Consider the following 21,582-nt stretch of genomic DNA (forward strand, 5'->3'; position numbering starts at 1 on the left):
TCAGAACGCGAGGGTGCGGTCGACGGCGTCGAGCAGCCGGTCGAGCCCGGGCAGGTAGTCGTGCTCGATCTTGGAGACCGGGTACGGGGTGTGGAACCCGCCGACGCGCAGCACGGGGGCCTGCAGGTGGTAGAAGCACTCCTCGGTGATGCGGGCCGCGACCTCGGCGCCGGACCCGTAGAGCACGGGCGCCTCGTGCACGACGACGCAGCGGCCCGTGCGGCGCACCGACGCGGCGATCGTGGCGGTGTCCAGCGGGGAGATGGTCCGCAGGTCGACGACCTCGACGCTCGTGCCGTCGGCCGCGGCGGCCTCGGCGGCCTTCAGCGCGGTGGCCACGGTCGGCCCGTAGGCGACGACCGTGACGTCCGTGCCCGGGCGCACCACGCGCGCGTGGTCGAGGTCGGCCGGGCTGCCGTGCGGTGCCGGCAGCGGCGCGTCGAGGTCGACGTCGCCCTTCTCCCAGTACCGGCCCTTGGGCTCGAAGAAGATCACGGGGTCGGGCGACGCGACGGCCTGCTGGATCATCGTGAACGCGTCGGCGGCCGTCGCCGGCGACACGACGCGCAGGCCGGGCGTGTGCGCGAACAGCGCCTCGGGCGACTCGCTGTGGTGCTCGATGGCGCCGATGCCGCCGCCGTAGGGGATGCGGATGACGACGGGCAGCCTCAGACGTCCCTGCGAGCGGTAGTGCATCTTGGCCAGCTGCGTCGTGATCTGGTCGAACGCCGGGAAGACGAACCCGTCGAACTGGATCTCGCACACCGGCCGGTACCCGCGCAGCGCCAGGCCGATCGCGGTGCCGACGATGCCGGACTCCGCCAGCGGCGTGTCCACGACGCGGTCCTCGCCGAACTCCGCGAACAGCCCGTCGGTGACGCGGAAGACCCCGCCGAGCCGGCCGATGTCCTCCCCCATGAGCAGCGCGCGCGGGTCGTTCGCCAGCGCGCGCCGCAGGCCGAGGTTGAGCGCCTTGGCCATCGGCAGGCGCTGCGTGCCGGTCGGGAACGGCGCCGCGGCGGGTGCCGGCGGCAGGTCGGTCGTCGGTGCGGTGCGCTCGCCCGTCACGGTCATCGGTGTCCCCCTGCCGTCTCGCGGCCGTCGTGGTCCACGAACGACTGCTCGTACTGCGTGAACCACGCCCGCTCGGCGTCGACGACGGCGTGCGGCGTGGCGTAGACGTGCTCGAACATGCTGTGCGACGACGGGTGGCCCATCGCGCGGACGGTGGTGCGGATGTGCTCGCCGAACGCGTCGGACTCCGCCGCGAGCTGCGCCTGGAAGACCTCCGGCAGCTCGCCGGTGCGGTCCAGGTGCACCCGCAGCCGCTCGATCGGGTCGCGGCGGCGCCAGTGCTCCTCCTGCTCCGACGTGCGGTAGCGGGTCGGGTCGTCCGACGTGGTGTGGGCGCCCATGCGGTACGTGAAGGCCTCGACGAACGTCGGCCCGCCGCCGCTGCGGGCGCGCTCGAGCGCCTGGCGGGTCACGGCGTACGACGCGAGCACGTCGTTGCCGTCGACGCGCACGGACGGGATGCCGAAGCCCGGTGCGCGGTCGGCGAGAGGTACGCGCGCCTGGCGCGTCGTCGGCTCCGAGATCGCGAACTGGTTGTTCTGGCAGAACAGGACGACCGGCGCCTGGTTGACCGACGCGAAGACGAGGGCCTCGCTGACGTCGCCCTGCGCGGTGGCACCGTCGCCGAAGTAGGTGACGACGGCGGTGTCGCGCGTCGGGTCGCCCGTGCCGACGAGGCCGTCGCGCTGCACGCCCATCGCGTACCCGGTCGCGTGCAGCGTGTGCGAGCCGATGACCAGGGTGAACAGGTGGAATCCGTGCGCTGCCGGGTCCCACCCGCCGTGGTCGACGCCGCGGAACAGCCGCAGCAGGTCGGTCATCTCCAGGCCGCGGACGTGCGCGACGCCGTGCTCGCGGTACGACGGGAACACGTGGTCCTGCGGCGCGAGCGCGTGGCCCGAGCCGACCTGGGCCGCCTCCTGGCCGAGCGACTGCGCCCACAGGCCCAGCTCCCCCTGCCGCTGCAGGGACGTCGCCTCGGTGTCGAACCGCCGGGTGAGCACCATGTCGCGGTACATCGCACGCAGGCGGTCGGCGTCGAGGTCGGCGGCCCACCCGTCGTACTCGGGGTGGTGCACGCGCTCGCCGGTCGGGGTGAGCAGCTGGACGAGGCCCTCGTCGGTGAGAGGGCCCTCGGCCGCGGGAACGGTCGTGCTCACGCGGTTCTCCTTCGCCTGGGGTGCGAACCTACGTCAGCGTAGGCTACGGATGCGTAGGTTCCGCCGGGGAGGTCCCGACAACACTGGTGCGACGTGTTTGTCGGATCCCCACACCCCTCGCAGCCTGCCCGAGCCGCGGCCGGGCGTGCACGGCGACACCCCGAGCACGCCCGACCCCGCACCGGTGGCGGGCTCGCGTGCGATCGGCCACCCTCGGGGCTGTCGACCACCCCGGGAGGTGCCGTGGCCCCAGACCTCGCCGCCCCTGCGGCGCGCCGCCGCTCGGCCGCCGCCGCGGCGCTCGTCGGCGCCGGCGTCATGGCGGCGGTCGACGAGATCGTGTTCCACCAGGTGCTCGCCTGGCACCACTTCTACGACCGCGGCACCCCGGACCTGGCGCTGCTGTCCGACGGGCTGCTGCACGCCGCCGAGCTCCTCGCGCTGGTCGCCGGGTTCTTCCTGCTCGGTGACCTGCGACGACGCGGTGCGCTGGTCGTGCAGGCGGCGTGGGCCGGCTTCCTGCTCGGCGCCGGCGGGTTCCAGCTGTTCGACGCGCTCGTCGACCACAAGCTGCTGCGGGTGCACCAGATCCGGTACGGCGTCGACCTGCTCCCGTACGACGTGGCGTGGACCGCGAGCGCCGTCGTCCTGCTGCTGGCAGGCGCCGCGGTGTGGGTGTCCGCCCGGCGCGCGGCACCGGACGGCGCGTCCCGGACCGGGTCCTCCGACGGCACGACGGGAGGCAGGACACCGGGGCCGGACGCATGACACCGGGCGCGCTCGGCGCGTCGCCGCCGGGGACCGCCGTGCTCGCGCACGCGGGGCACGGCACCGCCGCGGCCGCCTGGGGACCGGACGCCGTGGCCGCCGCCCTGCTCGCCGCCGCCCTCGTCGCCGGGTACGTGCTGGCCGCCCGGCGGCACGGCCGCCGCGTGCTGCGACCGTGGCCGGTGCACCGCACGGTCGCCTGGGTGACCGGGTGCGCGCTGGTGGCGGTGGCGCTGTCCCCCGTGCTCGCGGTCGTGCCCGGGGACGCGAGCCGGCACATGGTGCAGCACCTGCTGCTCGGCATGCTCGCTCCCCTGGCGCTCGTGCTGGCGGCGCCCCTGACGCTGCTGCTGCGCGTGACGACGCCCGGGGTGCGACGCGTCGTGGGGGGCGTGCTCGCGGCGCGGCCGGTGCACGTCCTGTCGCACCCGGTGACGGCGGCCGTGCTGCACGTCGGCGGCGTCGCCGCGCTGTACCTGACGCCCCTGTACGCCCTGACCACCCGGTCCGCCGCGGCCCACGTCGCCGTGCACGTGCACTTCCTCGCCGCGGGGTACCTGTTCGCGTGGGCGCTCGCGGGGCCGGACCCGGCACCGCGCCGCCCCGGGACCGCGACGCGGCTCGTGGTCCTGGTGCTCGCCGGGGGCGCGCACGCCGCGCTCGCCAAGCTGCTGTACGCGCACGCGGACCGGCTGCCGCCCGGGGCCGTGCACGCGCCGGGCGACGTCGAGGCCGCGGCGCAGTGGATGTACTACGGCGGGGACGTCGCCGAGGTGCTGCTGGCGGTGGCCGTGCTGGCCGCCTGGTACCGCGCCGGTGCGCGACGGGGGTCGGGCACGGGTCAGCGGGTCACGGGTGAGCGGGTCACGGGTGAGCGGGTCACGGCTCGTAGCGCGCCAGCGACCGCAACCGCTCGTTCTCCCGGAGCACCGGCCACCGGCTGAAGGCGAACACCAGGAACATCACGACGTTGAGCACGGGGACCAGACCCACCAGCACCCACCAGCCGGAGTACCCGGCCTTCTGGATGATCCGCACGTAGGCGACCAGCATCACCACGTACACGGCGATGAGGACGGCCAGCCCGACACCGCCCGCGAGCCAGTCGGTCCACTCGGTCGCGGTCTCGGTCGCGGTCTCGGTGACGTCCGATGTGTCGATGGCCGTCGGTACCCCGGTCAGCACCATGTCCATGCCTCCCATGGTGCTCCCGGCACCGGGGGACGGCGAGGGGAACGCCGTGCGCCCGTCAGCGCGGTGCGTGCGCCTGCGCCACCTCGAGGAAGATGTCGGTCGCCTCGCGCTCCCCCACGCTCACCCGGACCCCGTCACCGGCGAACGGCCGGACCAGCACGCCGGCGCGCGCACAGCGCTCCGCGAAGGTGACGGCCCGGTCGCCCAGCGCGAGCCAGACGAAGTTGGCCTGGCTGTCGGGCACCGCCCAGCCCTGCGCACGCAGACCCTCGAGCATCCGGGTGCGCTCGGCGACGACCGCCTCGACCCGCACGAGGAGCTCCTGCTCCGCACGCAGCGACGCGATCGCGGCGAGCTGGGCGACGTGCGAGACCCCGAAGGGCGTCGACGCCGTCCGGATCGCCGCGGCCAGCCGGGGGCGCGCCACGGCGTACCCGACGCGCAGCCCCGCCAGCCCGTACGCCTTGGAGAACGTGCGCAGCAGCACGACGTTGGGGTGCTCGGCGAACAGGGCGAGCGCGTCGGGTGCCTGCGGGTCCCGCACGAACTCGACGTACGCCTCGTCGAGCACGACGAGGACGTCGCGCGGGACGGCGGCGAGGAAGTCCCGCAGCTCGGCGTCGCGCACGGCGGGGCCGGTGGGGTTGTTGGGCGTGCAGACCAGCACGACGCGGGTGCGGTCGGTGACCGCGGCCGCCATCGCCGGCAGGTCGAGACGCCCGTCGGCGAGCACGGGGACGCGCACCTGCTCCGCGTGCGCGAGCGTCACCGCGATCGGGTACGCCTCGAACGACCGCCACGGCAGCACGACCTGGTCGCCCGCCTCGCACACCGCGGTGAGGACGTGACCCAGCACGGCCACCGACCCCGTCCCGGCGACGACGGACTCCGGCACCACCGCGAGGCGGTGGGCGATCCCCTCGGTCAGCTCCGTGGCGTACATGTCCGGGTACCGGTTGACGTCGACGGCGGCGTCCGCGATGGCGGCGACCACGGACGGCAGCGGCGGGTACGGGTTCTCGTTGGACGACAGCTTGTACGCGGCGGCGCCGACCGCGGCACGGGCACCCGGCACGTACGCGGGCAGGTCGGCGAGGGCACGGCGGAGGGGGACGCGGCTCACGTCGGTCAGCATGCCACCGCCGCCGGGCGGGCCGCGCCGTGCTCCGCGGAGTGACCCGACCGGTCTCCGAGCGCGGAGGGCGACCTGCCGGCCGCCCTCGAAGGACGTGCCTGCCGGCGCGACGCGCCGCACGGCCGCGCCGACCTGTGGAAACACACGACAAGGTGCACCATCGGAGCATGGGATTCGTCGTCCGCGTGCTCATCAACGGGGTGGCCATCTGGTTGGCCACCCTGATCCTGCCCGGCCTGGTGATCGTCGGTGGCGAGACGACGACCCAGACCGTCGGGATCATCCTGGCCGTGGCGCTCGTCTTCGGGATCGTCAACGCGATCGTCAAGCCGGTCGTCGCACTCCTGTCGTTGCCGCTGTACATCCTCACGCTGGGCCTGTTCACCCTCGTCGTGAACGCCCTCATGCTGCTGCTCACCGAGTGGATCACCGAGCAGACGTCGTGGGGGCTGCGGATCAACGACTTCGGCACCGCCGTGCTCGGTGCGCTGATCATCTCCATCGTCAGCTTCGTCCTGTCGTCGATGACGTCGTCGGACCGGGACTGACGGCACCGCCGGCGCCCGCCCCGAGCGCGTCCCGCGTGAGCAGGCCAGGGGCGGGCGGCGGCCAGGCGGCCGGCTCCCCGAACGTGCCGTCGGGCGGGGTGGGCGGCGCCGCGCGCATCACCGGCGGGACCGGCAGCCCGCCGGGGGTCGCCGGGACCACGGGCGACCCCGTCGTGACGGTGACCTGGGACGTCGTCGCGCCTGCCGGGGTGTCCCCCAGCACCTCCGCGAGCGCCCGACGCACCGGGTCGCCCACCGGGGCGTCCGCCAGTGCCTGGTCGACCAGGGCGCCCGTGCGCACGTAGCCGGCCACGGCGTGCGCCTCGCTGAACGACGGCCGCACCGGCCCGCCCGTGGCCGCCAGGTCCCGCACCACGGACAGCGTCCCGGGCCCGCCGCGCTCCCCCACGCGCCCGTCCAGCAGCGAGACCGCGTCCTCGCGGTGCCGCAGCGTCACGGTGGCCACACCCGGCGGCGGGACGGCGGGCACGTCGGGCGACCCGGCGGTCACGACCAGCCGCACCGCGTACGCGCCGGCCGTGGCGGCGGCGACGTTGGTGGCGACCATGCCGCCCTGGCTGTGACCCACCAGGGCGACGGGCTCGTCGGGGCCGATGCCCGCACCTGCCATCGCCGCGAGCACCGCGCGCGTCATGACGTCCGGCACCCCGCCCTCGAGGGCCAGGTTGGTGCCGTTGTCGGTCGGCACGTCACCCGTGAGCCCCGCGGCCCGCGTGCCGGGCACGGCGACGACCCAGGACCGGCTGCCGTCCGCGTGGTCGAGGCGCTGCAGGGTGACCGTCGCCAGGGGTGTGCCGGGCTCCCCGGTCGCGGTCCCCTCGTCGTACGTGCGTGCCGCGAGGGCCACGAGCCCCTCGACGCCGCGCGGGGCCGGCAGCCGCGGCGGGTCCGTCCGGGACACCAGCCGCACGTCCCGCGCCGGCAGGAGCCCCGCCACCAGGGCCGAGAACCGCCGCACCGGGTCGAGCTGCGGTGCCGACGCCCCGGCGACGGACCCGAGCGCGGCGGCCAGGAGCTGCAGGACGAGCGCGGCGCGGCCGTCCGTGACGATCCGCCGGGGGACGTCCACGAGGTCGGTGAGCTCCGCGAGCGCGTCGCCCGGGGACGTCCGGCCGCCCGGGGCGAGGGCGAGGTCGCGCGCCTCGGCGAGCAGCAGGTCACCGACCGCGACCCCCGCGGCGGCCGTCAGCAGCGCCGCCGGCCCGAACGGTCCGATGCCGACCGCGAGCCCCAGGGCACCGACGACCCCGGCCCACCGCGCCTGCGCGGCCGTCTCGGCCAGGTCGTACACGGCCGCCGCGTCGGCGGTCCGCGTCGCCAGGTCCCGCACGTCGTCCGCCAGGCCGGCCGGCCCGTGCACCGCGCGTCGCAGCGTCGCCAGCGCGTCACCGAGCGCGTGCGCCTGCGGGAGCAGCGCGGCCAGGTCCCCCGCCCGCCACGCGGCGGACCCGAGACGGATGTCGGCCGTGTCCAGCCGTTCCGCCGCGCCGCGCAGCCGGGCGGCGGCCTCCTGCAGCTCGCCCGGGTCGACCAGGACGTGCCCGCGCCCGTCGAGCGTGAGCGACAGCCCGTCCCTCACCCCCACGACGGCACCACCCCGCGGCCGACGCCGCCCGTCACCAGCGGGGGCAACGGGGCGCACTGCTGCTCCGCGCGCCGCACAGCCGCCAGCAGCCGGTCGACGTCGTCGAGCGCTGCCAGGCAGGCGCGCACACCCGTGAGCACGGCGGTCCGCCGCGCCTCCGCGGCGTCCGCCGCCGTGCCCGTCCACGTGACGGCACCGGTCAGCGCCACCACGACCTGGGCGGACGTCAGGTGCGCCCGCACGTCCGCGAGTGCGGACTCGATGACCGTCGTCGACATGCCGCGACGCTAGGGCGCGACGCAGGCGGCACCCGGGACGGGCGACAGGTCCGGGGACGGACGCGCCGTGTGCGGGAGCTGGGGTCGGGTCGCTGCCCGCCCGTGGTCCGGCGGGGCCGTCCGACGACGCGCCGCGCCCCTACGCGTCCGGCTGGCCCCGCCACCACGGCCGTACCGGCCGGATCATCACGGCCGCGGCCAGCCCGGCGACCGCGAGCATCCCGACCACGCGCCAGCCCCCACCCGCGGCACCCCCGGCCCCCGCCGCCGCGCCGGCGAGCAGCGCCAGCGCCTGCGCACCGACCTGCACGGCCACCGCCGCCCGCAGGTCGTCCGTGAGGACAGCCACCTCGATCCGCCCCCGCCACCCGACCCGGGCGACGACGGCGGCGAGCCGCAGCACCACGTGCAGCGCCAGCACGAGCACCGCCAGCACCAGCGGCGACGCCGGGTCGGCCAGCAGCACCCGCACCCCCACGGCCAGCACGAGGAGCGCCGTCACCGGCACGCGCGGCACCACCGCGGGCGCGAGCGCCACCACCACCAGCAGCGTGAGCACCCAGGAGGGCACCATCCCGCCGGGCATCGTGCCCGCGACGAGCGCGGCGACCACCGCGGCCAGCGCGAGCACGGCCCGGACGGCGACGGCCGGCACGCTGGGCCCCGTCCGCACGGTGACCTCGGGCGGTTCGCCCCGCCCGCGCGGCGCGCGCGCCGTCGGGCCGATGCGGTCCAGCACCCACGCCCCGAACCCCTCGGAGCCGAACCGCGCGCTCACCGCGCCACCCCCGCCCCGGCGCGCCGCTGCGCACGGCGGGCCAGCACCCGCAGCGCGACCGCGGGCTCGTCGCGCCACGTCACCAGCTCGACGTCCTGGTCGGCCAGCTCGGCCATCCGGTCCTCGCGGGTCAGCGTCATCATCCGCAACGCGAGGCGCTCGCGGTCGTACAGGCCCGACGCCCGCAGGCGCGGCAGCACGTCGACGGCGACCACGCGGTGCCCGGCGGTCCGCCAGCGGGCCGCGACGGCTGCCGACTCGTCGTCCAGGAAGGTGGAGAACACCACGACGAGGGCACCCGACGGCAGCCGCGGCGGCCGCAGCCGTGCAGACGGCTCCCCCTCGGGTGCCGTCAGCGCCAGCGAGTGCCGGATGCGGTCGAGCTGTCGGCGCCCACCGCCGGGGGGCACGGGGCGGCGGCGCACGCCCAGGTCGTCGAGGCCGACACGGTCGCCTGCGGCCAGGTACGCGCGGGCCAGCGACGCGGCGGCCTGCCGTGCGCGGTCCAGCGACGTCGCGTCCTGCGGGCGGGGGGCGACCGACCCGCGCCACGTGCGCGGGTCGGGGCCGACGTCGTCGCGGGAGTCGACGACCAGCACCACGACGGCCTCGGCCTGCGCGTGCTCGCGGCGCACGTACAGCTCGCGCAGGTCGGGCGAGCGGCGGGCGGTCACACGCCAGTCGATGCGGCGCAGCCGGTCGCCGGGCGCCCACGGGTGGACGTCGCGCAGACCGCCGCCCTCCCCGGGGCGGCGCGACTCGTGCGGGCCGGTGAGCCCGCGCAGCCGGCTCGGCAGCGGCAGGTCCAGCAGCGGGGTCGTCGCGGGGAGCACCACGGTGCTGCGCGTGACCGGCGGGGTCGGCTCGGCGACCGACGCCCCGTCGGGCCCGACGCCCTGCACGACCGCGGTGGCGACCTCCTGCGGCCCGGTGCGCACGGTGCGGGCCACCACGGGCAGCCGGCGCTCGTCCGCCAGGCGCACCAGCACCTCGGTGCCGGGCCGGCCCTGACGCGTCGTGGTGACGGCGGCCCACCGCGCCGGGCCCTCGAGGCACAGGGTGGCGTGCAGCCCGCCCCCACCGCCGCGCGCGTCGGGGTCGTCGTCGACGTCGCCCGCCTCGAGCCGCGCCCGCAGGGGGCCGGCGGGCCGTCCGTGCAGCGCCCGCGCGGCCAGCACCAGCGGCGCGACGCCCAGCACCGCGGCGTCCGGGCGCCCCGCGAGGACCCCCAGCAGCAGCACGACGAGGCACGCGGCCGACGCCCACGTCGCGGCGCGCACGGGCGTCCACCGCCCCGTCGCGGCGGGGGCCGGGGGCGGCTCCGGGTCCTGCCCCCACGTGGGTGGGCGCGCGGGGGGCGGCTCGGGCAGGCTCACGCGCGGCGGGCGGTCGTCGGCACCGCGACCTGCGCGAGCACCTCCTGCACCACCGTGTCGGGGGCCAGGCCCGCGGCCCACGCCTGCGGCGTGAGGGACAGCCGGTGGGCCAGCGCCGCCGCGGCGACCTCCTTGACGTCCTCGGGCGTGACGTGGTCGCGGCCGTCGAGCACCGCGAGCGCGCGTGCCACCAGCACCAGCGCCTGCGACCCGCGCGGCGACGCCCCGACCTCGACCGCGCGGTGCGTGCGCGTCGCGGCGGCCAGGTCCACGCAGTACGCGAGCACGTCGGGGTCCACGGCGACGGCCTCGACGCCTGCCTGCATGGCCAGCAGCGTCGCGACGTCGACGACCTGCCGCACCGACGCGCCCTCCTGCCGCCGTGCCAGGCGCCGGGCCAGCACGTCGACCTCGGCGTCCCGGTCGGGGTACCCGACGGCCAGGCGCACCATGAACCGGTCGAGCTGCGCCTCCGGCAGCGGGTACGTGCCCTCGTACTCGACGGGGTTGGAGGTGGCGACCACGTGGAACGGCGCGGGCAGCACGTGCGTGGTCCCGTCGACGCTCACCTGCCGCTCCGCCATGGCCTCCAGCAGCGCGGACTGCGTCTTGGGGGCGGTGCGGTTGATCTCGTCGGCCAGCAGCAGCCCGGCGAAGACGGGACCGGGACGGAACGTGAACTCGGACGTCGCGGGGTCGTACACCGACGAGCCCGTGACGTCCGACGGCAGCAGGTCCGGCGTGCACTGGATGCGGCGGAAGTCCAGGCCGAGCGCGGTCGCCAGGCTGCGCGCCGCCAGGGTCTTGCCCAGGCCGGGCACGTCCTCGAACAGCACGTGCCCGCCGGCGAGCACCGCGGCGAGCGCCACGCGCAGCGGCCCGCCCATCCCGACGACGGCGGTGGCGACCTCGTCGAGCACGGCACGGCCGCTGCGGGCGACGTCGGCGACGGGCAGCGGCGCGGGGGTCGGCGTCATCGGGGGCTCCTCGGGTCGGGGTCGTGCCGCGCGTCGGCGGCCGGGGGGTCGTGGGGGGCGGCCGTGCGCGACCGGCTGGCACCGAGCCGCTCGAGCACACCGAGCGTGTGCGTCAGGTCCCCGACGGTCGGGGTCGGGTGGCCCCGCCGGGCGAGGGTCCCGTAGGCGCGTCGGCCCAGCAGCCCGGTCAGCGCGTCGGCCTGCCGGTCGTCCGTCAGGTCCAGCCCGTGGCGTGCGACGCGGCGCGCGCCGGCGGCGCGCAGCGGGCGCAGGGCGCGCTCGGTCACGCGGCCGTCCCGCCCGACCATCGACCAGGCCACGTCGAGGACCTCGCCGCGCCCGCCGTCGCGCGCGGCCTGCACGCGGCGGGCCGGACGCGGCTCGGGCAGCGAGTCGACCCGTTGCAGCACTGCCGTCAGGGTCGCGGCCGCCAGGCCGAGCACCAGCGCGGACGACGTCCTCATGCCCAGCGCCCACGCCAGCGCGGCGACGGCGGCGCCGACGGCGAGCGGTCGCCAGCCCGCGTCCCACACCGCCCGGACCAGCCGGCGCAGGGCGGTCACGGGGCCGACCCCCGGTCCACCGTGTCCTCGCGACCGGCACCGTCCTCACGACCGGCACCGTCCTCACGCGGGACCAGCCCCTGCCCCACGACCGTCAGCAGGTCGCGGGCGCGCCGCACGTCGTCCGCGTCGACGCCGTGCGTGCCGTACCGCGCGGACAGGTACAGCCGCAGCAGCGCGCGCGTGGCCGTGGGGTCGGCGCGGGTGGCGCCGAGCACGCGCACGGTCAGCTCACCGGCCGTCTCCGCCGGGTCGCGGACCACGCCGGTGCGGGCCGCGGCGGTCTCCACCGCCACCCACGCGCCGATCACGGCGTCCCCGGGCGGCACGTCGTCCTCCAGGGCGCGGCTCGCCACGCGCACCCCCTCGCGCAGGGCGGCCACGGCGGTGTCGCTGAGCTCGTCGTCCGTCTCGTCGCCGGCGGGCACGTCGTCCTCGTCGTCGGCCGGTCGGTCCAGGCGCCAGCCGCGCACCAGGTACCGCAGCACCAGCAGCACCACGACGGCGCCGGCGAGCGCGGCGAGGACCTGCACCGCGCGGACGATCCAGTCGGCCCACTCGAACGCCGGGGCCAGGTCGTCGAGGTCCAGGGGCCTCGGCGGGGGCGAGGAGGTCACCATCTCGATGGACGGCGTGTCGGTGGGCACCGGCGCCTCGCCGCCGCGACCCTCCAACGACAGCGGCCCGCTGACCGCGGCCGCGAGCACCGCCAGCACCACCAGCAGGGCGGACAGCGCCGTCACCGCAGCGGTGGAGCGGGTCGGCACCGAGGACCTCCGGGGGTGGGGGTGCCGTCCGACGGTGGACGGCCCGGTCAGGCTAGCCGGTGGCCGTCCCCCGGAGCAGGACCCCGGCGGCCGCGTCGGCGCGCACGTCACCAGCGGTTGTGCACGTCCTCGGCCCACCCGACGACGTCGCGCACCGGCACCCACGCGCCCGTCCCGTCGCGCACCCGCCCGGACCAGTGGCCGAAGCACTGGTGGGTGCGGGACGCGAAGACCGCCAGGTCGGTGACGGACTCCTTGAGGTGGAACGGGGTGAGCGTGAGCTCGACGTCCGTGCCGGTCACGCGCCAGGGCGCGAGCCAGTCCTCGGGGTCGTAGTCCCACACGAGCTCCTCGCTGATCTTCGTCAGCCGCCCGTCGACGAGGAACGCGTTCTCGACCGACCCCGTCCCGTCGGTCCAGCGTCCGCCGACCTGCACCCCGACGACGCGCCCGTCGGTGACCCCCGACCCGGCGCCCCAGTTCCACCGCACGTCGTACGGCCAGCGGCCGCGACCGTGGTCGAGGGTCGCCCAGGACTCGCCCGCGGGCACGTCGGACACGACCCCGTCCACCCGCACCGTGCCCGTGGCGGGGCGGGCGACGTCCTTGACCGTGTACTGGAACAGGGTGTCGGACCAGGGCACGACGACTCCCAGGGACTCGTGCCCCGCGGGCCGGTGGGCGACGACGTCGACGCGCACCCGCGGGCCGACCGCGCGCAGCCGGGTGCCGCCGACCACCTCGTCGATCGCGATCCTGACCTGGCGGGTGCTGGTGCGGACCGTCCCGCCTCCGAGCGTGCCGGGCAGCCGCACGGAGCCGGTGAGCGCGCCGATCGCGTCGTGCGAGACCGCGGTGCCCGTCCGGCGGTCCAGCACCCAGATGCCGTGGACGGCGGCGTAGTCGATCGCGGAGGTCACGAGCGCGACGACGTGCGTCGGGGTGGTGACCGCCCAGTACTCCCACCGCTTGTTGCGTCCGAACCCGCGCAGCCCACGTCCGATGCCGTCGGTGGTGACGAGGGGCGTGCGCGTCCAGCCGACGGCGTCGGGGTTGAGCCGGCCGTCGGGCAGCGTGAGGCTGACGGGCGCGGTGATCTCGCGCTCGGGGACCGCGAGCGGGCCGGGGCGTCGTTGCACGGCTGGACTGTAGCCACGCCGGGCGGGCTGCCCGAGGAGCGCGGTGGGCGCCGCGCCGTGGCGATCGCACCGGCTCGCCCGTCCGGCTGCCTCGGCGTCGGGCCCCTCCCGCCGCCGCCTCCCAGCCCTGGGGCCCGCGTCCGGGCCGGCACAGCCACCGTTGCTAGCCTCGGCCCGGTGCCCGAGCTGAACGACGTCCTCGACGACCTGCGCCGCCACCCCGACCTCGAGGCGCCGAACCTCTACGCGGTCGACGCGACGGACCGGCTGGTCCTCGACGAGGCCGCGCCGTTGCTCGCGGACGCGCCCGCCGGCACGGTCGTCGTCGTCGGGGACCGGTACGGCGCGCTGACGCTCGGCGCGATCGCCCGCCACCGCGTCACCGGGGTCCGCACGCACCAGGACCGCCTGACGGGCGAGCGCGCGCTGCAGGAGAACGCCGAGCGCCTGGGCGTCGACGGGTTCACGTCGCACGGGCTCACCGCCGACCTGGTGGCGGGCGCCCGCGTCGTGCTCCTGCAGCTGCCGCGGTCCCTCGACGAGCTCGACGAGGTCGCCGCGCTGGTCGCGGAGCACGCGGACCCGGCGGTCGTCGTCGTCGCTGGCGGGCGGGTCAAGCACATGACGACCGCGATGAACGACGTCCTCGACCGGCACCTGGCCGTCGTCGAGGCGCGGCTCGCGCGGCAGAAGTCACGGGCCCTGGTCGCGTCGTCCCCGCGCCCCGCGGCCGAGCGCCCGACGCGGCGCTGGCCCGAGCGCGCGACGCACGCGTGGGCCGGGCACGACGACCTCGTGGTGTGCGCGCACGGCGGCGCGTTCGCCGGCACGAGCATCGACATCGGGACGCGGGCACTGCTCACCCACCTCGACGAGGTCCCGCAGACGACGGGCACGGCGGTCGACCTCGGCTGCGGCACGGGCGTGCTCGCCGTCGCGCTCGCGCGGCTGCGGCCCGGCATCGACGTGATCGCGACGGACGAGTCCGCGACCGCGGTCGCGTCGGCCCTCGCCACGGTCGACGCGAACGGTGTCGCCGACCGGGTGCGGGTCACCAGGGCGCTCGGTACCGAGGGCATCCCCGACGCGAGCGTCGACCTCGTGCTGCTCAACCCGCCGTTCCACGTCGGCGCCACCATCGCCCCGGCGATCGCCCGCACCCTGTTCGCCGACGCCGCGCGCGTGCTGCGCCCCGGCGGGCAGCTGTGGGCGGTGTGGAACTCGCACCTGCGCTACCGGCCGACCCTCGAGCAGGTCGTCGGGCCGACGCGGCAGGTGGGCCGGGACCCGAAGTTCACGGTGACGGTGTCGACGCGACGCTGACCCACCCGGCGGACGGGCGTATCACGCCGTCCACCTCGGTATGCGGTGCCGTCCACAGATCCACCGTGCGGCGAAGCCCCTCGCCGTGGACGATCGCATCCATCGTCGACGGAGCCGTCCGACGACCACGGCCCGACCACGTCACGGACAGAGCCACGACTCCCGGTCAGCCCCGGCTGACCCCGTCCATGACCACCTTCTCCAGTCCTGCCAGTGCATCGGCCGCGTCGCCACGCAGCGGCTGACCGTGCCCCGGGAGCCGGATCACCCGCAGCGCGCGGGCCGCGGCCAGCGGCCCCAGGTCGAGCGGCGACCGCCCGGCGACCGTCCCGTGCGGCAGGACCGCCAGCTCCTCGAGCGCCGGAAGCGCCTGAACGCCCTCGAGCGAGACGAGGCACGCGTCATCGACCCACAGCTCACGGAGCGCATCCAGCCCGCACGCGGGCCGCAGATCGAACGCCTGGTCCCGAACCGACCGGTCGGCCTCCACCCGCGCGACCCGGAGACGAGGGAGGTGGCACAGCAACGCGATCGACAGCGTGCGTACGCGGGACAGGTGCACCGTGGTCAGGTGCGCAGCATCCCGCAAGGGCCCCGTGACGTGACCCTCGTCGGCGGCCAGGTGCTCGAGTCGCAGCAGGTCACCGGACCGGACCGGCTCACGCAGAGACGCCCCGCTGGTGACGTCGAGACTCCGCAGACGTCCCAGCGTCCTGGCCGGCAGCCTGGGCACAGGGCGCCGCGAGTCGATCGTCAGCACGTCGAGGGACAGCCCGTCGAGCCACTCGAGGCTGTCACCCGTCGTCCTCTCGTCGAGGTCGATGCCTCGCACGCCGCTGCTGACAAGACGTGCCAGGTCGTCGTCGGTCGGGACTCGGCCGGGGCGCGCGCACCTGATCTTCTCGGCACCAGCCGCGAACACCACCTTGCGCGTCTCGTATCTCATCGTGCGGACCTTCTGATCTCGACCCTCCGGTTCAGCAGTCGTGGCCCGATGCGAGCACTCCTCGCGCGGATCGGCTTGTCCTCGTTGCGCATCTGCTGCGCACGCGTCCCGACTCGTCGCGCGCCTCGACCGTAGCCGCGTCGAGCGCGAGCCACCGCTCGTCACCGGCGGGTCCCCGCGCGGGCGGGGCGTGGCCGGAAGAGCGCGACGAGCCGACCCGGTCACCCGTCCGGCGCGTCCGTACGCCCCGCGGACGCCCGCACGTCGGCACCGTCGCCTCTGAAACACTGAGCGCATGCCGCTCGACGACGCCCCCGCCACCCGCGTCCCCCTCGCCGACGTCACCCCGCCGATCGCGCTCGGCCCGCTCGACGGCCGGTACCGGCCCGCGGTGGCGCCGCTCGTCGACCACCTCTCGGAGGCGGCGCTCAACCGGGCCCGCGTCGAGGTCGAGGTCGAATGGGTCATCCACCTGACGTCGCACGCCGTGGTCCCGGGCGCCCCGGAGCTCGCACCCGACGAGGAGCAGTACCTGCGCGACGTCGTCGCGACGTTCGGTGCGGCCGAGATCGCGGAGCTGGCGGAGATCGAGCGCACGACGGTGCACGACGTGAAGGCCGTCGAGTACTTCCTCAAGCGCCGCATCGCCGCGGCCCCGGAGGCGCTGCGCCCCGACACCGTGCTGCCGCAGGTCAACGAGCTCGTCCACTTCGCGCTGACCAGCGAGGACGTCAACAACCTGTCCTACGCCCTCATGGTGCGCGGCGCCGTCCGGGAGGTCTGGTTCCCCGCGGCGCTCGCGCTGAGCGACGAGGTCGCGGCCCTGGCGGCCGAGCACGCCGCCGTCCCGATGCTCGCGCTGACCCACGGCCAGCCCGCCACCCCGACGACGCTCGGCAAGGAGATCGCGGTCCTCGCGCACCGCCTGCGTCGGCAGCTGCGCCGCATCGCGTCCGACGAGTACCTCGGCAAGCTCAACGGCGCGACGGGCACGTACGGCGCGCACCTGGCCGCGGTGCCGGACGCGGACTGGCAGATGGTCTCGCGCACGTTCGTCGAGCACCTGGGCCTGACGTGGAACCCGCTGACCACGCAGATCGAGTCGCACGACTGGCAGGCCGAGCTCTACGCCGACGTCGCGCGCTTCAACCGGGTGCTGCACAACCTGGCCACCGACGTGTGGACGTACATCAGCCGGGGCGTGTTCACGCAGATCCCGGTCGCGGGGGCGACGGGCTCGTCGACGATGCCGCACAAGGTCAACCCGATCCGCTTCGAGAACGCCGAGGCGAACCTCGAGATCTCGTGCGCGCTGCTCGACACGCTCGCCTCGACGCTCGTCACCAGCCGGCTGCAGCGCGACCTCACCGACTCCACCACGCAGCGCAACATCGGCCCGGCGTTCGGGCACTCGCTGCTCGCGATCGACAACGTCCGGCGCGGGCTGCGGGCCCTGTCGGTGGACGAGGCGCTGCTCGCCCGCGAGCTCGACGCCAACTGGGAGGTGCTGGGCGAGGCCGTGCAGTCGGCGATGCGCGCGGCGTCCGTCGCGGGCGTCCCGGGCATGGACAACCCGTACGAGCGGCTCAAGGAGCTGACGCGCGGCCACCGGCTCACCGCGCAGGACATGCGGGACTTCGTCGACGGCCTCGGGCTTCCGGCCGACGTCACCGAGCGGCTGCGAAACCTCTCGCCCGCGACGTACACCGGACTCGCGACGTCGCTCGTCGCCCACCTGGAGTAGCATCGCGCCCGGTTCGTCCGGTTCGAGGGCGGTACGTCCCCCGGATGCGTCACCCGTTCGGCCGAACGAGGGCCTCCGGAGTGGGAGCGATCCCTGTCGAGACGTTTCGATGCCTGGACATGTGACCTGAAGCGGGTCAGAATCGTCGGCGTCGTCGGAATCCTCCCCCTCCGTCCGATCCGGCAAGGAAGCCCCCTCGTGACACTGATGCAGAAGGCGATCACACCGTCGCTGGCGCACGCCCATCTCACGCAGGGTCACGACCGCATCGCCGGTTACGTGGTCCGCGCAGAGGACGTCGCCTTCGCGACCACCCCGGCCCAGCTCTTCGAGGTGCACGGCCTGGGCTACCCCGGGTCCCCGTTCAGCCCGTACGACCGGTACATCGACATCCTGCGGTTCGAGTCGTCCCCGCAGCTGCAGTACCGGGACGTGCCGGGCTACATCGTCCCGCTGTGGTGGCTGCGGCACTCCCGCATCCCCCCGGGCGCCGAGCTCATCCGCGTCCATGACGACGGGACGTCCACCCTGCTCGCGCGCTACGGCGACGTCGGCACGGGCTGGACGGTCACGCAGCTGGGGGCGCCCCGGCCGGCGCTCGCGTCGCTGTCCCGGTGCGTCGGGCCCGTCGCCAAGTGGCACGGCGCGTACCTCGAGGCGGACGTCGTCGACGGCGGGCACACGGTCGTGCTCGCCCTGGCCAACCCGCCGCTCGCGGAGACGGGCTTCCACCAGTCGCCGTCGGGCCGCTGGTACCGGCGCGTGGCCCGTGAGGACGTCACCGAGCTGTTCGAGCTCGACCTGACCGCGCGGTGGAACGGCCTGTCCGTGCGGGTGGTGGACCAGTGGCAGGACGCGCAGCGGTACGTCGTCGCGCGCATCTCGCACCTGGGCGACGACATCGAGCGGGCCGAGCGGCTGCACCTCGACCGGGTCGAGGCCGGGGTGTACGAGGCGATCGTCTACGCCGCCGAGCTCACCGACATCGAGACGAACCAGGTGGTCCCGCACACGTGGGCGCCCGGTCCGGCGGCCCAGCAGCGGGACTGGGCCCACTCGTGAGAATCTGGTCGATGAATTTTCACCCACGGAGCCCAGTCATCGCGTAGCATCACTGGACATACCGGCACGAACCCGAGCGGCACTCCACGGAGCGCCCCGGTCAGGTCAGACCTCACGGGTCCGGCCCACAGACCGCACCGGGCCTGGTCCTCCCCCCCGACCAGGCCCGGTGCGCTTTTTCGTGCCCCCCGGTCGCACGCCCCCACCGCCTGCCCCAGGCTGGAGCCGTGCCCAACCGCCTCGCCACCGCCAGCAGCCCGTACCTGCTGCAGCACGCCGACAACCCCGTCGACTGGTGGGAGTGGGGCGACGACGCGTTCGCTGAGGCCCGCCGGCGGGACGTCCCGCTGCTGGTCTCCGTCGGGTACGCCGCGTGCCACTGGTGCCACGTCATGGCGCACGAGTCGTTCGAGGACCCGGCGACCGCAGCCTTCATGAACGAGCACTTCGTGTGCGTGAAGGTGGACCGCGAGGAGCGGCCCGACGTCGACGCGGTCTACATGACCGCCACCCAGGCCATGACCGGCTCCGGCGGGTGGCCCATGACCGTGTTCACCACGCCCGACGGCAAGCCCTTCTACTGCGGCACCTACTTCCCGCCGCGTCGGGTGGGGCAGGTGCCGTCGTTCCCGGAGGTGCTGGCCGCGCTGGCCGCCGCGTGGACCACCCGCCGCGACGAGGTCGTCGGCAGCGCGTCGTCGATCGCCGGTGTGCTGGCACGCCGTCCTCCGACCGACGGGATCACCCCGACGGCAGATGACGTCGACGAGCGCGTCACCGCCCGGGCGCTGGGTGCGCTGGGCGCGTCCTTCGACGAGCACCACGGCGGGTTCGGGGGGGCACCGAAGTTCCCGCCGTCCACGACGCTCGAGTGGCTGCTGCGGCACCACGCCCGCACGGGGGACGCCGACGCGCTGGCCATGGCCCGCGGCACGCTCGACGCGATGGCCGGCGGCGGGATGTACGACCAGCTGGCCGGCGGGTTCGCGCGGTACTCGGTGGACGCGACGTGGACCGTCCCGCACTTCGAGAAGATGCTGTACGACAACGCGCTGCTGCTGCGGGCGTACCTGCACGCGTGGCGCCTGACCGGCGAGCCGACGTACCGCCGCGTCGCCACGCAGACCGCGGACTGGCTGCTGGCGGACCTGCGCACTCCCGAGGGCGGCTTCGCGTCCGCGCTCGACGCCGACAGCGAGGGCCGCGAGGGCGCCTTCTACGCGTGGACGCCGCAGCAGCTGCGCGACGCGCTGGGTGACGACGACGGCGCGTGGGCGGCGGACGTGCTGGGCGTGACGCGCGACGGGACCTTCGAGCACGGGGCGTCGGTGCTGCAGCTGCGGCGCGCCCCTGACGACGCCGCACGGTACGCGGCCGTGCGCGACCGGCTCCGCCGCGCACGTGCCGCGCGACCGTGGCCCGCGCGCGACGACAAGGTGGTCACCGCGTGGAACGGACTGGCCGTCGCCGCGCTGGCCGAGGCCGGCGCGCTGCTCGACCGCCCCGACCTGGTGGCGGCGGCGCGGGACTGCGCGCAGCTGCTCGCGGACGTCCACACGCGGACCGACCCCGCCGGTGGGGACCGGCTCGTGCGGACCTCGCGCGGCGGGACCGCCGGCCACGCGCCGGGCGTCCTGGAGGACTACGCCGACGTGGCCGACGGGTACCTCGTGCTCGCCGCCGTGACCGGCGAGCACGGGTGGACGGCCCGCGCGCACCGCCTGACGACCACGGTGCTCGCCCACTTCCGGGACGACGACGGCGCGCTGTTCGACACCGCCGACGACGAGACCGACTCCGTGCTCGGCGCGCTGATGCGCCCCCAGGACCCGACCGACGGCCCGACCCCCTCCGGTGCCGCGGCGGCCGCCGCGGTGCTCGTCACTCTCGGCGCGCTCACCGGCGACCTGACCCTGCGGGAGGCCGCGCTCGCCGCGCTGCGCGCACCGCTGGGGCTGGCCGGGCGCTACCCGCAGGCGGCGGGCTGGGCGCTGGCGACGGCCGAGGCGCTGCTCGACGGCCCCCGCGAGGTCGCCGTCGTCGGCCCGCCCGACGACCCGGCCGCCCGCACGCTGCACCGGGTGGCGCTCACGGCACCCGCACCCGGGCTGGTGGTCACGCTCGGCGACCCCGCGCACCTCGACCCCGACGCGCCCGCGCTGCTGCGCGACCGGCCGCTCGTCGACGGGCGCCCGGCGGCGTACGTCTGCCGAGGGTTCGTGTGCGAGCGGCCGACCACCGACGCCGAGGCCCTCACGCAGCAGCTGCGCGCCTGAGCGCGGGCGGTGCCCGGCCCGCGCCGCCGCATGGGCGAGTGTCTTGCCATCATGGAAAGTCCGAGTAGGGTTTCCGACATGGAAACTCACTCGCCGGTCCCGGACGCCCGCGGCGCCGAGGAGCTGCTCGCCCACCTCGACGCCGACCGGACCGCGCTCGCGCCGCACGTGACGACCCCGACGTGGTACCTCACCGGCATGGCCGGGCTGGCCGCCGTGTTCGTCGTGGCGCCGCTGCTGGGCGACCGCCGCAGCGGGCTGCTCACCCCGCTCCTCGCCGGCGCCCTCGTGCTGGTCACCGCCCTGCGGCAGCGCCGGCTCGTGCGCCCGGCCGGGAGCGGGGTGGCGGCCGGTGGGACGCTCGCCGTGCTGATCGGTGCCCTGCTCGTGCTGCTCAGCACGTCGTTCGGGCTCGTGGCGGCCGACCTGCACCCCTGGGTCGCGCTGCCCGCGCTGGCCGCCGGCGCCCTGACGTACCTGCTCGGGCGTCGTCTCGACAGGATCGCGCAGGAGCGGCTCGCCCGTGTCCGCTGAGCGCGAGCCCGCCGGTCCCGGGACCGCCGCCGCACGGTTCGACGAGATCGTGCACGCGCCCGTGCGGCTGCGGGTGTGCGGGCTGCTCGCGGCCACCGAGCAGGTCGAGTTCTCCGTCGTCCGCGACGCCGTGGGGGTCTCGGACGCGACCTTGTCCAAGCACCTCAAGGTGCTCACCGAGGCCGGCTACGCGGAGGTGCGCAAGGCGGCGTCCGCCAGCCGCGACGACGCCCGCAGGCTGGCGTGGCTGCGCCTCACGCCGGCCGGCCGGCGCGCGTTCTCCGCGCACGTGGCGGCCCTGCGGGCGATCACCGAGGGCACGGTGCACTGACAC

Annotated in this window: 22 protein-coding genes; 9 read left to right on the forward strand and 13 right to left on the reverse strand. The window is 76.0% G+C overall.

The window, feature by feature from the left end; translation table 11 throughout:
- Together KG103_RS17545 and pdhA are read right to left on the reverse strand one after the other, a co-directional pair.
- Positions 1–1,074, reverse strand: coding sequence for an alpha-ketoacid dehydrogenase subunit beta (locus tag KG103_RS17545; RefSeq protein WP_372434860.1), 1,074 nt, complete (start codon positions 1,072–1,074; stop codon positions 1–3).
- The gene (gene pdhA, locus KG103_RS17550) at positions 1,071–2,234 is read right to left on the reverse strand and encodes a pyruvate dehydrogenase (acetyl-transferring) E1 component subunit alpha (protein ID WP_207339759.1); all 1,164 of its coding nucleotides are present in this window, start codon (positions 2,232–2,234) and stop codon (positions 1,071–1,073) included. Before pdhA ends, KG103_RS17545 begins: the two co-directional genes overlap by 4 nt.
- 243 nt (positions 2,235–2,477) lie before the next feature.
- On the opposite strand from pdhA, the gene KG103_RS17555 reads away from it, so the two are divergent.
- Complete coding sequence (locus KG103_RS17555; RefSeq protein WP_249670654.1) at positions 2,478–3,002, forward strand: DUF2243 domain-containing protein; 525 nt, start codon at positions 2,478–2,480, stop codon at positions 3,000–3,002.
- Positions 2,999–3,946: a cytochrome c oxidase assembly protein gene (locus KG103_RS17560; protein WP_207339760.1), complete on the forward strand. Its 948-nt coding sequence runs from the start codon at positions 2,999–3,001 to the stop codon at positions 3,944–3,946. Before KG103_RS17555 ends, KG103_RS17560 begins: the two co-directional genes overlap by 4 nt.
- Here KG103_RS17560 and KG103_RS17565 read toward each other — a convergent pair.
- Both KG103_RS17565 and hisC read right to left on the reverse strand, forming a co-directional pair.
- Positions 3,882–4,196, reverse strand: a complete 315-nt coding sequence (locus tag KG103_RS17565; RefSeq protein WP_207339761.1) for a DUF805 domain-containing protein — start codon at positions 4,194–4,196, stop codon at positions 3,882–3,884. The two genes, KG103_RS17560 and KG103_RS17565, sit on opposite strands and share 65 nt — an antisense overlap.
- A gap of 55 nt (positions 4,197–4,251) precedes the next feature.
- The gene (gene hisC, locus KG103_RS17570; protein WP_207339762.1) at positions 4,252–5,331 is read right to left on the reverse strand and encodes a histidinol-phosphate transaminase; all 1,080 of its coding nucleotides are present in this window, start codon (positions 5,329–5,331) and stop codon (positions 4,252–4,254) included.
- Positions 5,332–5,498: 167 nt separating this feature from the next.
- Between hisC and KG103_RS17575 the strand changes: the two genes are divergently transcribed.
- A complete protein-coding gene (locus KG103_RS17575; RefSeq protein ID WP_207339763.1) occupies positions 5,499–5,879 on the forward strand; it encodes a phage holin family protein in 381 nt (126 codons plus the stop codon).
- Here KG103_RS17575 and KG103_RS17580 read toward each other — a convergent pair.
- The 8 genes from KG103_RS17580 to KG103_RS17615 all read right to left on the reverse strand — a co-directional run bounded on the left by KG103_RS17580 (position 5,836) and on the right by KG103_RS17615 (position 13,363).
- Positions 5,836–7,485 carry a serine/threonine-protein kinase gene (locus KG103_RS17580; protein ID WP_207339764.1) on the reverse strand — a complete coding sequence of 550 codons (1,650 nt, stop codon included), beginning with the start codon at positions 7,483–7,485 and terminating at the stop codon, positions 5,836–5,838. The genes KG103_RS17575 and KG103_RS17580 overlap by 44 nt on opposite strands.
- Positions 7,476–7,763, reverse strand: a complete 288-nt coding sequence (locus KG103_RS17585; RefSeq protein ID WP_207339765.1) for a hypothetical protein — start codon at positions 7,761–7,763, stop codon at positions 7,476–7,478. The genes KG103_RS17580 and KG103_RS17585 overlap by 10 nt, the downstream gene beginning before the upstream one ends.
- A gap of 139 nt (positions 7,764–7,902) precedes the next feature.
- Complete coding sequence (locus KG103_RS17590; protein WP_207339766.1) at positions 7,903–8,541, reverse strand: hypothetical protein; 639 nt, start codon at positions 8,539–8,541, stop codon at positions 7,903–7,905.
- Positions 8,538–9,821 carry a DUF58 domain-containing protein gene (locus tag KG103_RS17595; protein ID WP_249670655.1) on the reverse strand — a complete coding sequence of 428 codons (1,284 nt, stop codon included), beginning with the start codon at positions 9,819–9,821 and terminating at the stop codon, positions 8,538–8,540. Before KG103_RS17595 ends, KG103_RS17590 begins: the two co-directional genes overlap by 4 nt.
- Before the next feature lie 92 nt (positions 9,822–9,913).
- A complete protein-coding gene (locus tag KG103_RS17600) occupies positions 9,914–10,894 on the reverse strand; it encodes an AAA family ATPase (protein ID WP_207339768.1) in 981 nt (326 codons plus the stop codon).
- The gene (locus KG103_RS17605) at positions 10,891–11,457 is read right to left on the reverse strand and encodes a hypothetical protein (RefSeq protein ID WP_207339769.1); all 567 of its coding nucleotides are present in this window, start codon (positions 11,455–11,457) and stop codon (positions 10,891–10,893) included. Before KG103_RS17605 ends, KG103_RS17600 begins: the two co-directional genes overlap by 4 nt.
- Positions 11,454–12,224, reverse strand: coding sequence for a DUF4129 domain-containing protein (locus tag KG103_RS17610; protein ID WP_207339770.1), 771 nt, complete (start codon positions 12,222–12,224; stop codon positions 11,454–11,456). The genes KG103_RS17605 and KG103_RS17610 overlap by 4 nt, the downstream gene beginning before the upstream one ends.
- A gap of 107 nt (positions 12,225–12,331) precedes the next feature.
- A complete protein-coding gene (locus tag KG103_RS17615) occupies positions 12,332–13,363 on the reverse strand; it encodes a DUF2804 domain-containing protein (protein WP_207339771.1) in 1,032 nt (343 codons plus the stop codon).
- Between the two features lie 186 nt (positions 13,364–13,549).
- On the opposite strand from KG103_RS17615, the gene KG103_RS17620 reads away from it, so the two are divergent.
- Positions 13,550–14,686, forward strand: coding sequence for a class I SAM-dependent methyltransferase (locus tag KG103_RS17620; RefSeq protein ID WP_207339927.1), 1,137 nt, complete (start codon positions 13,550–13,552; stop codon positions 14,684–14,686).
- Positions 14,687–14,852: 166 nt separating this feature from the next.
- Here KG103_RS17620 and KG103_RS17625 read toward each other — a convergent pair whose 3' ends face one another.
- Positions 14,853–15,632 (reverse strand): hypothetical protein, encoded by a 780-nt coding sequence (locus KG103_RS17625; protein ID WP_207339772.1) that lies wholly within the window; start codon positions 15,630–15,632, stop codon positions 14,853–14,855.
- Positions 15,633–15,927: 295 nt separating this feature from the next.
- Here KG103_RS17625 and purB point away from each other — a divergent pair, with 295 nt between their 5' ends.
- From purB to KG103_RS17650, 5 genes are all read left to right on the forward strand, one after another.
- Positions 15,928–17,376, forward strand: a complete 1,449-nt coding sequence (purB, locus tag KG103_RS17630; protein ID WP_207339773.1) for an adenylosuccinate lyase — start codon at positions 15,928–15,930, stop codon at positions 17,374–17,376.
- Positions 17,377–17,583: 207 nt separating this feature from the next.
- On the forward strand, positions 17,584–18,438 hold the full coding sequence (locus KG103_RS17635; protein ID WP_207800081.1) for a hypothetical protein: 855 nt from the start codon (positions 17,584–17,586) through the stop codon (positions 18,436–18,438).
- A 227-nt stretch (positions 18,439–18,665) separates the two neighbouring features.
- Positions 18,666–20,714 carry a thioredoxin domain-containing protein gene (locus KG103_RS17640; RefSeq protein WP_207339775.1) on the forward strand — a complete coding sequence of 683 codons (2,049 nt, stop codon included), beginning with the start codon at positions 18,666–18,668 and terminating at the stop codon, positions 20,712–20,714.
- Positions 20,715–20,792: 78 nt separating this feature from the next.
- Positions 20,793–21,248: a hypothetical protein gene (locus KG103_RS17645; RefSeq protein WP_207339776.1), complete on the forward strand. Its 456-nt coding sequence runs from the start codon at positions 20,793–20,795 to the stop codon at positions 21,246–21,248.
- On the forward strand, positions 21,238–21,579 hold the full coding sequence (locus tag KG103_RS17650) for a transcriptional regulator (RefSeq protein ID WP_207339777.1): 342 nt from the start codon (positions 21,238–21,240) through the stop codon (positions 21,577–21,579). Before KG103_RS17645 ends, KG103_RS17650 begins: the two co-directional genes overlap by 11 nt.
- The last annotated feature ends 3 nt before the right edge of the window (positions 21,580–21,582 follow it).

The organism is Cellulomonas wangleii, from assembly GCF_018388445.1.
In the GTDB taxonomy this organism is placed as follows: Bacteria; Actinomycetota; Actinomycetes; order Actinomycetales; family Cellulomonadaceae; genus Cellulomonas; species Cellulomonas wangleii.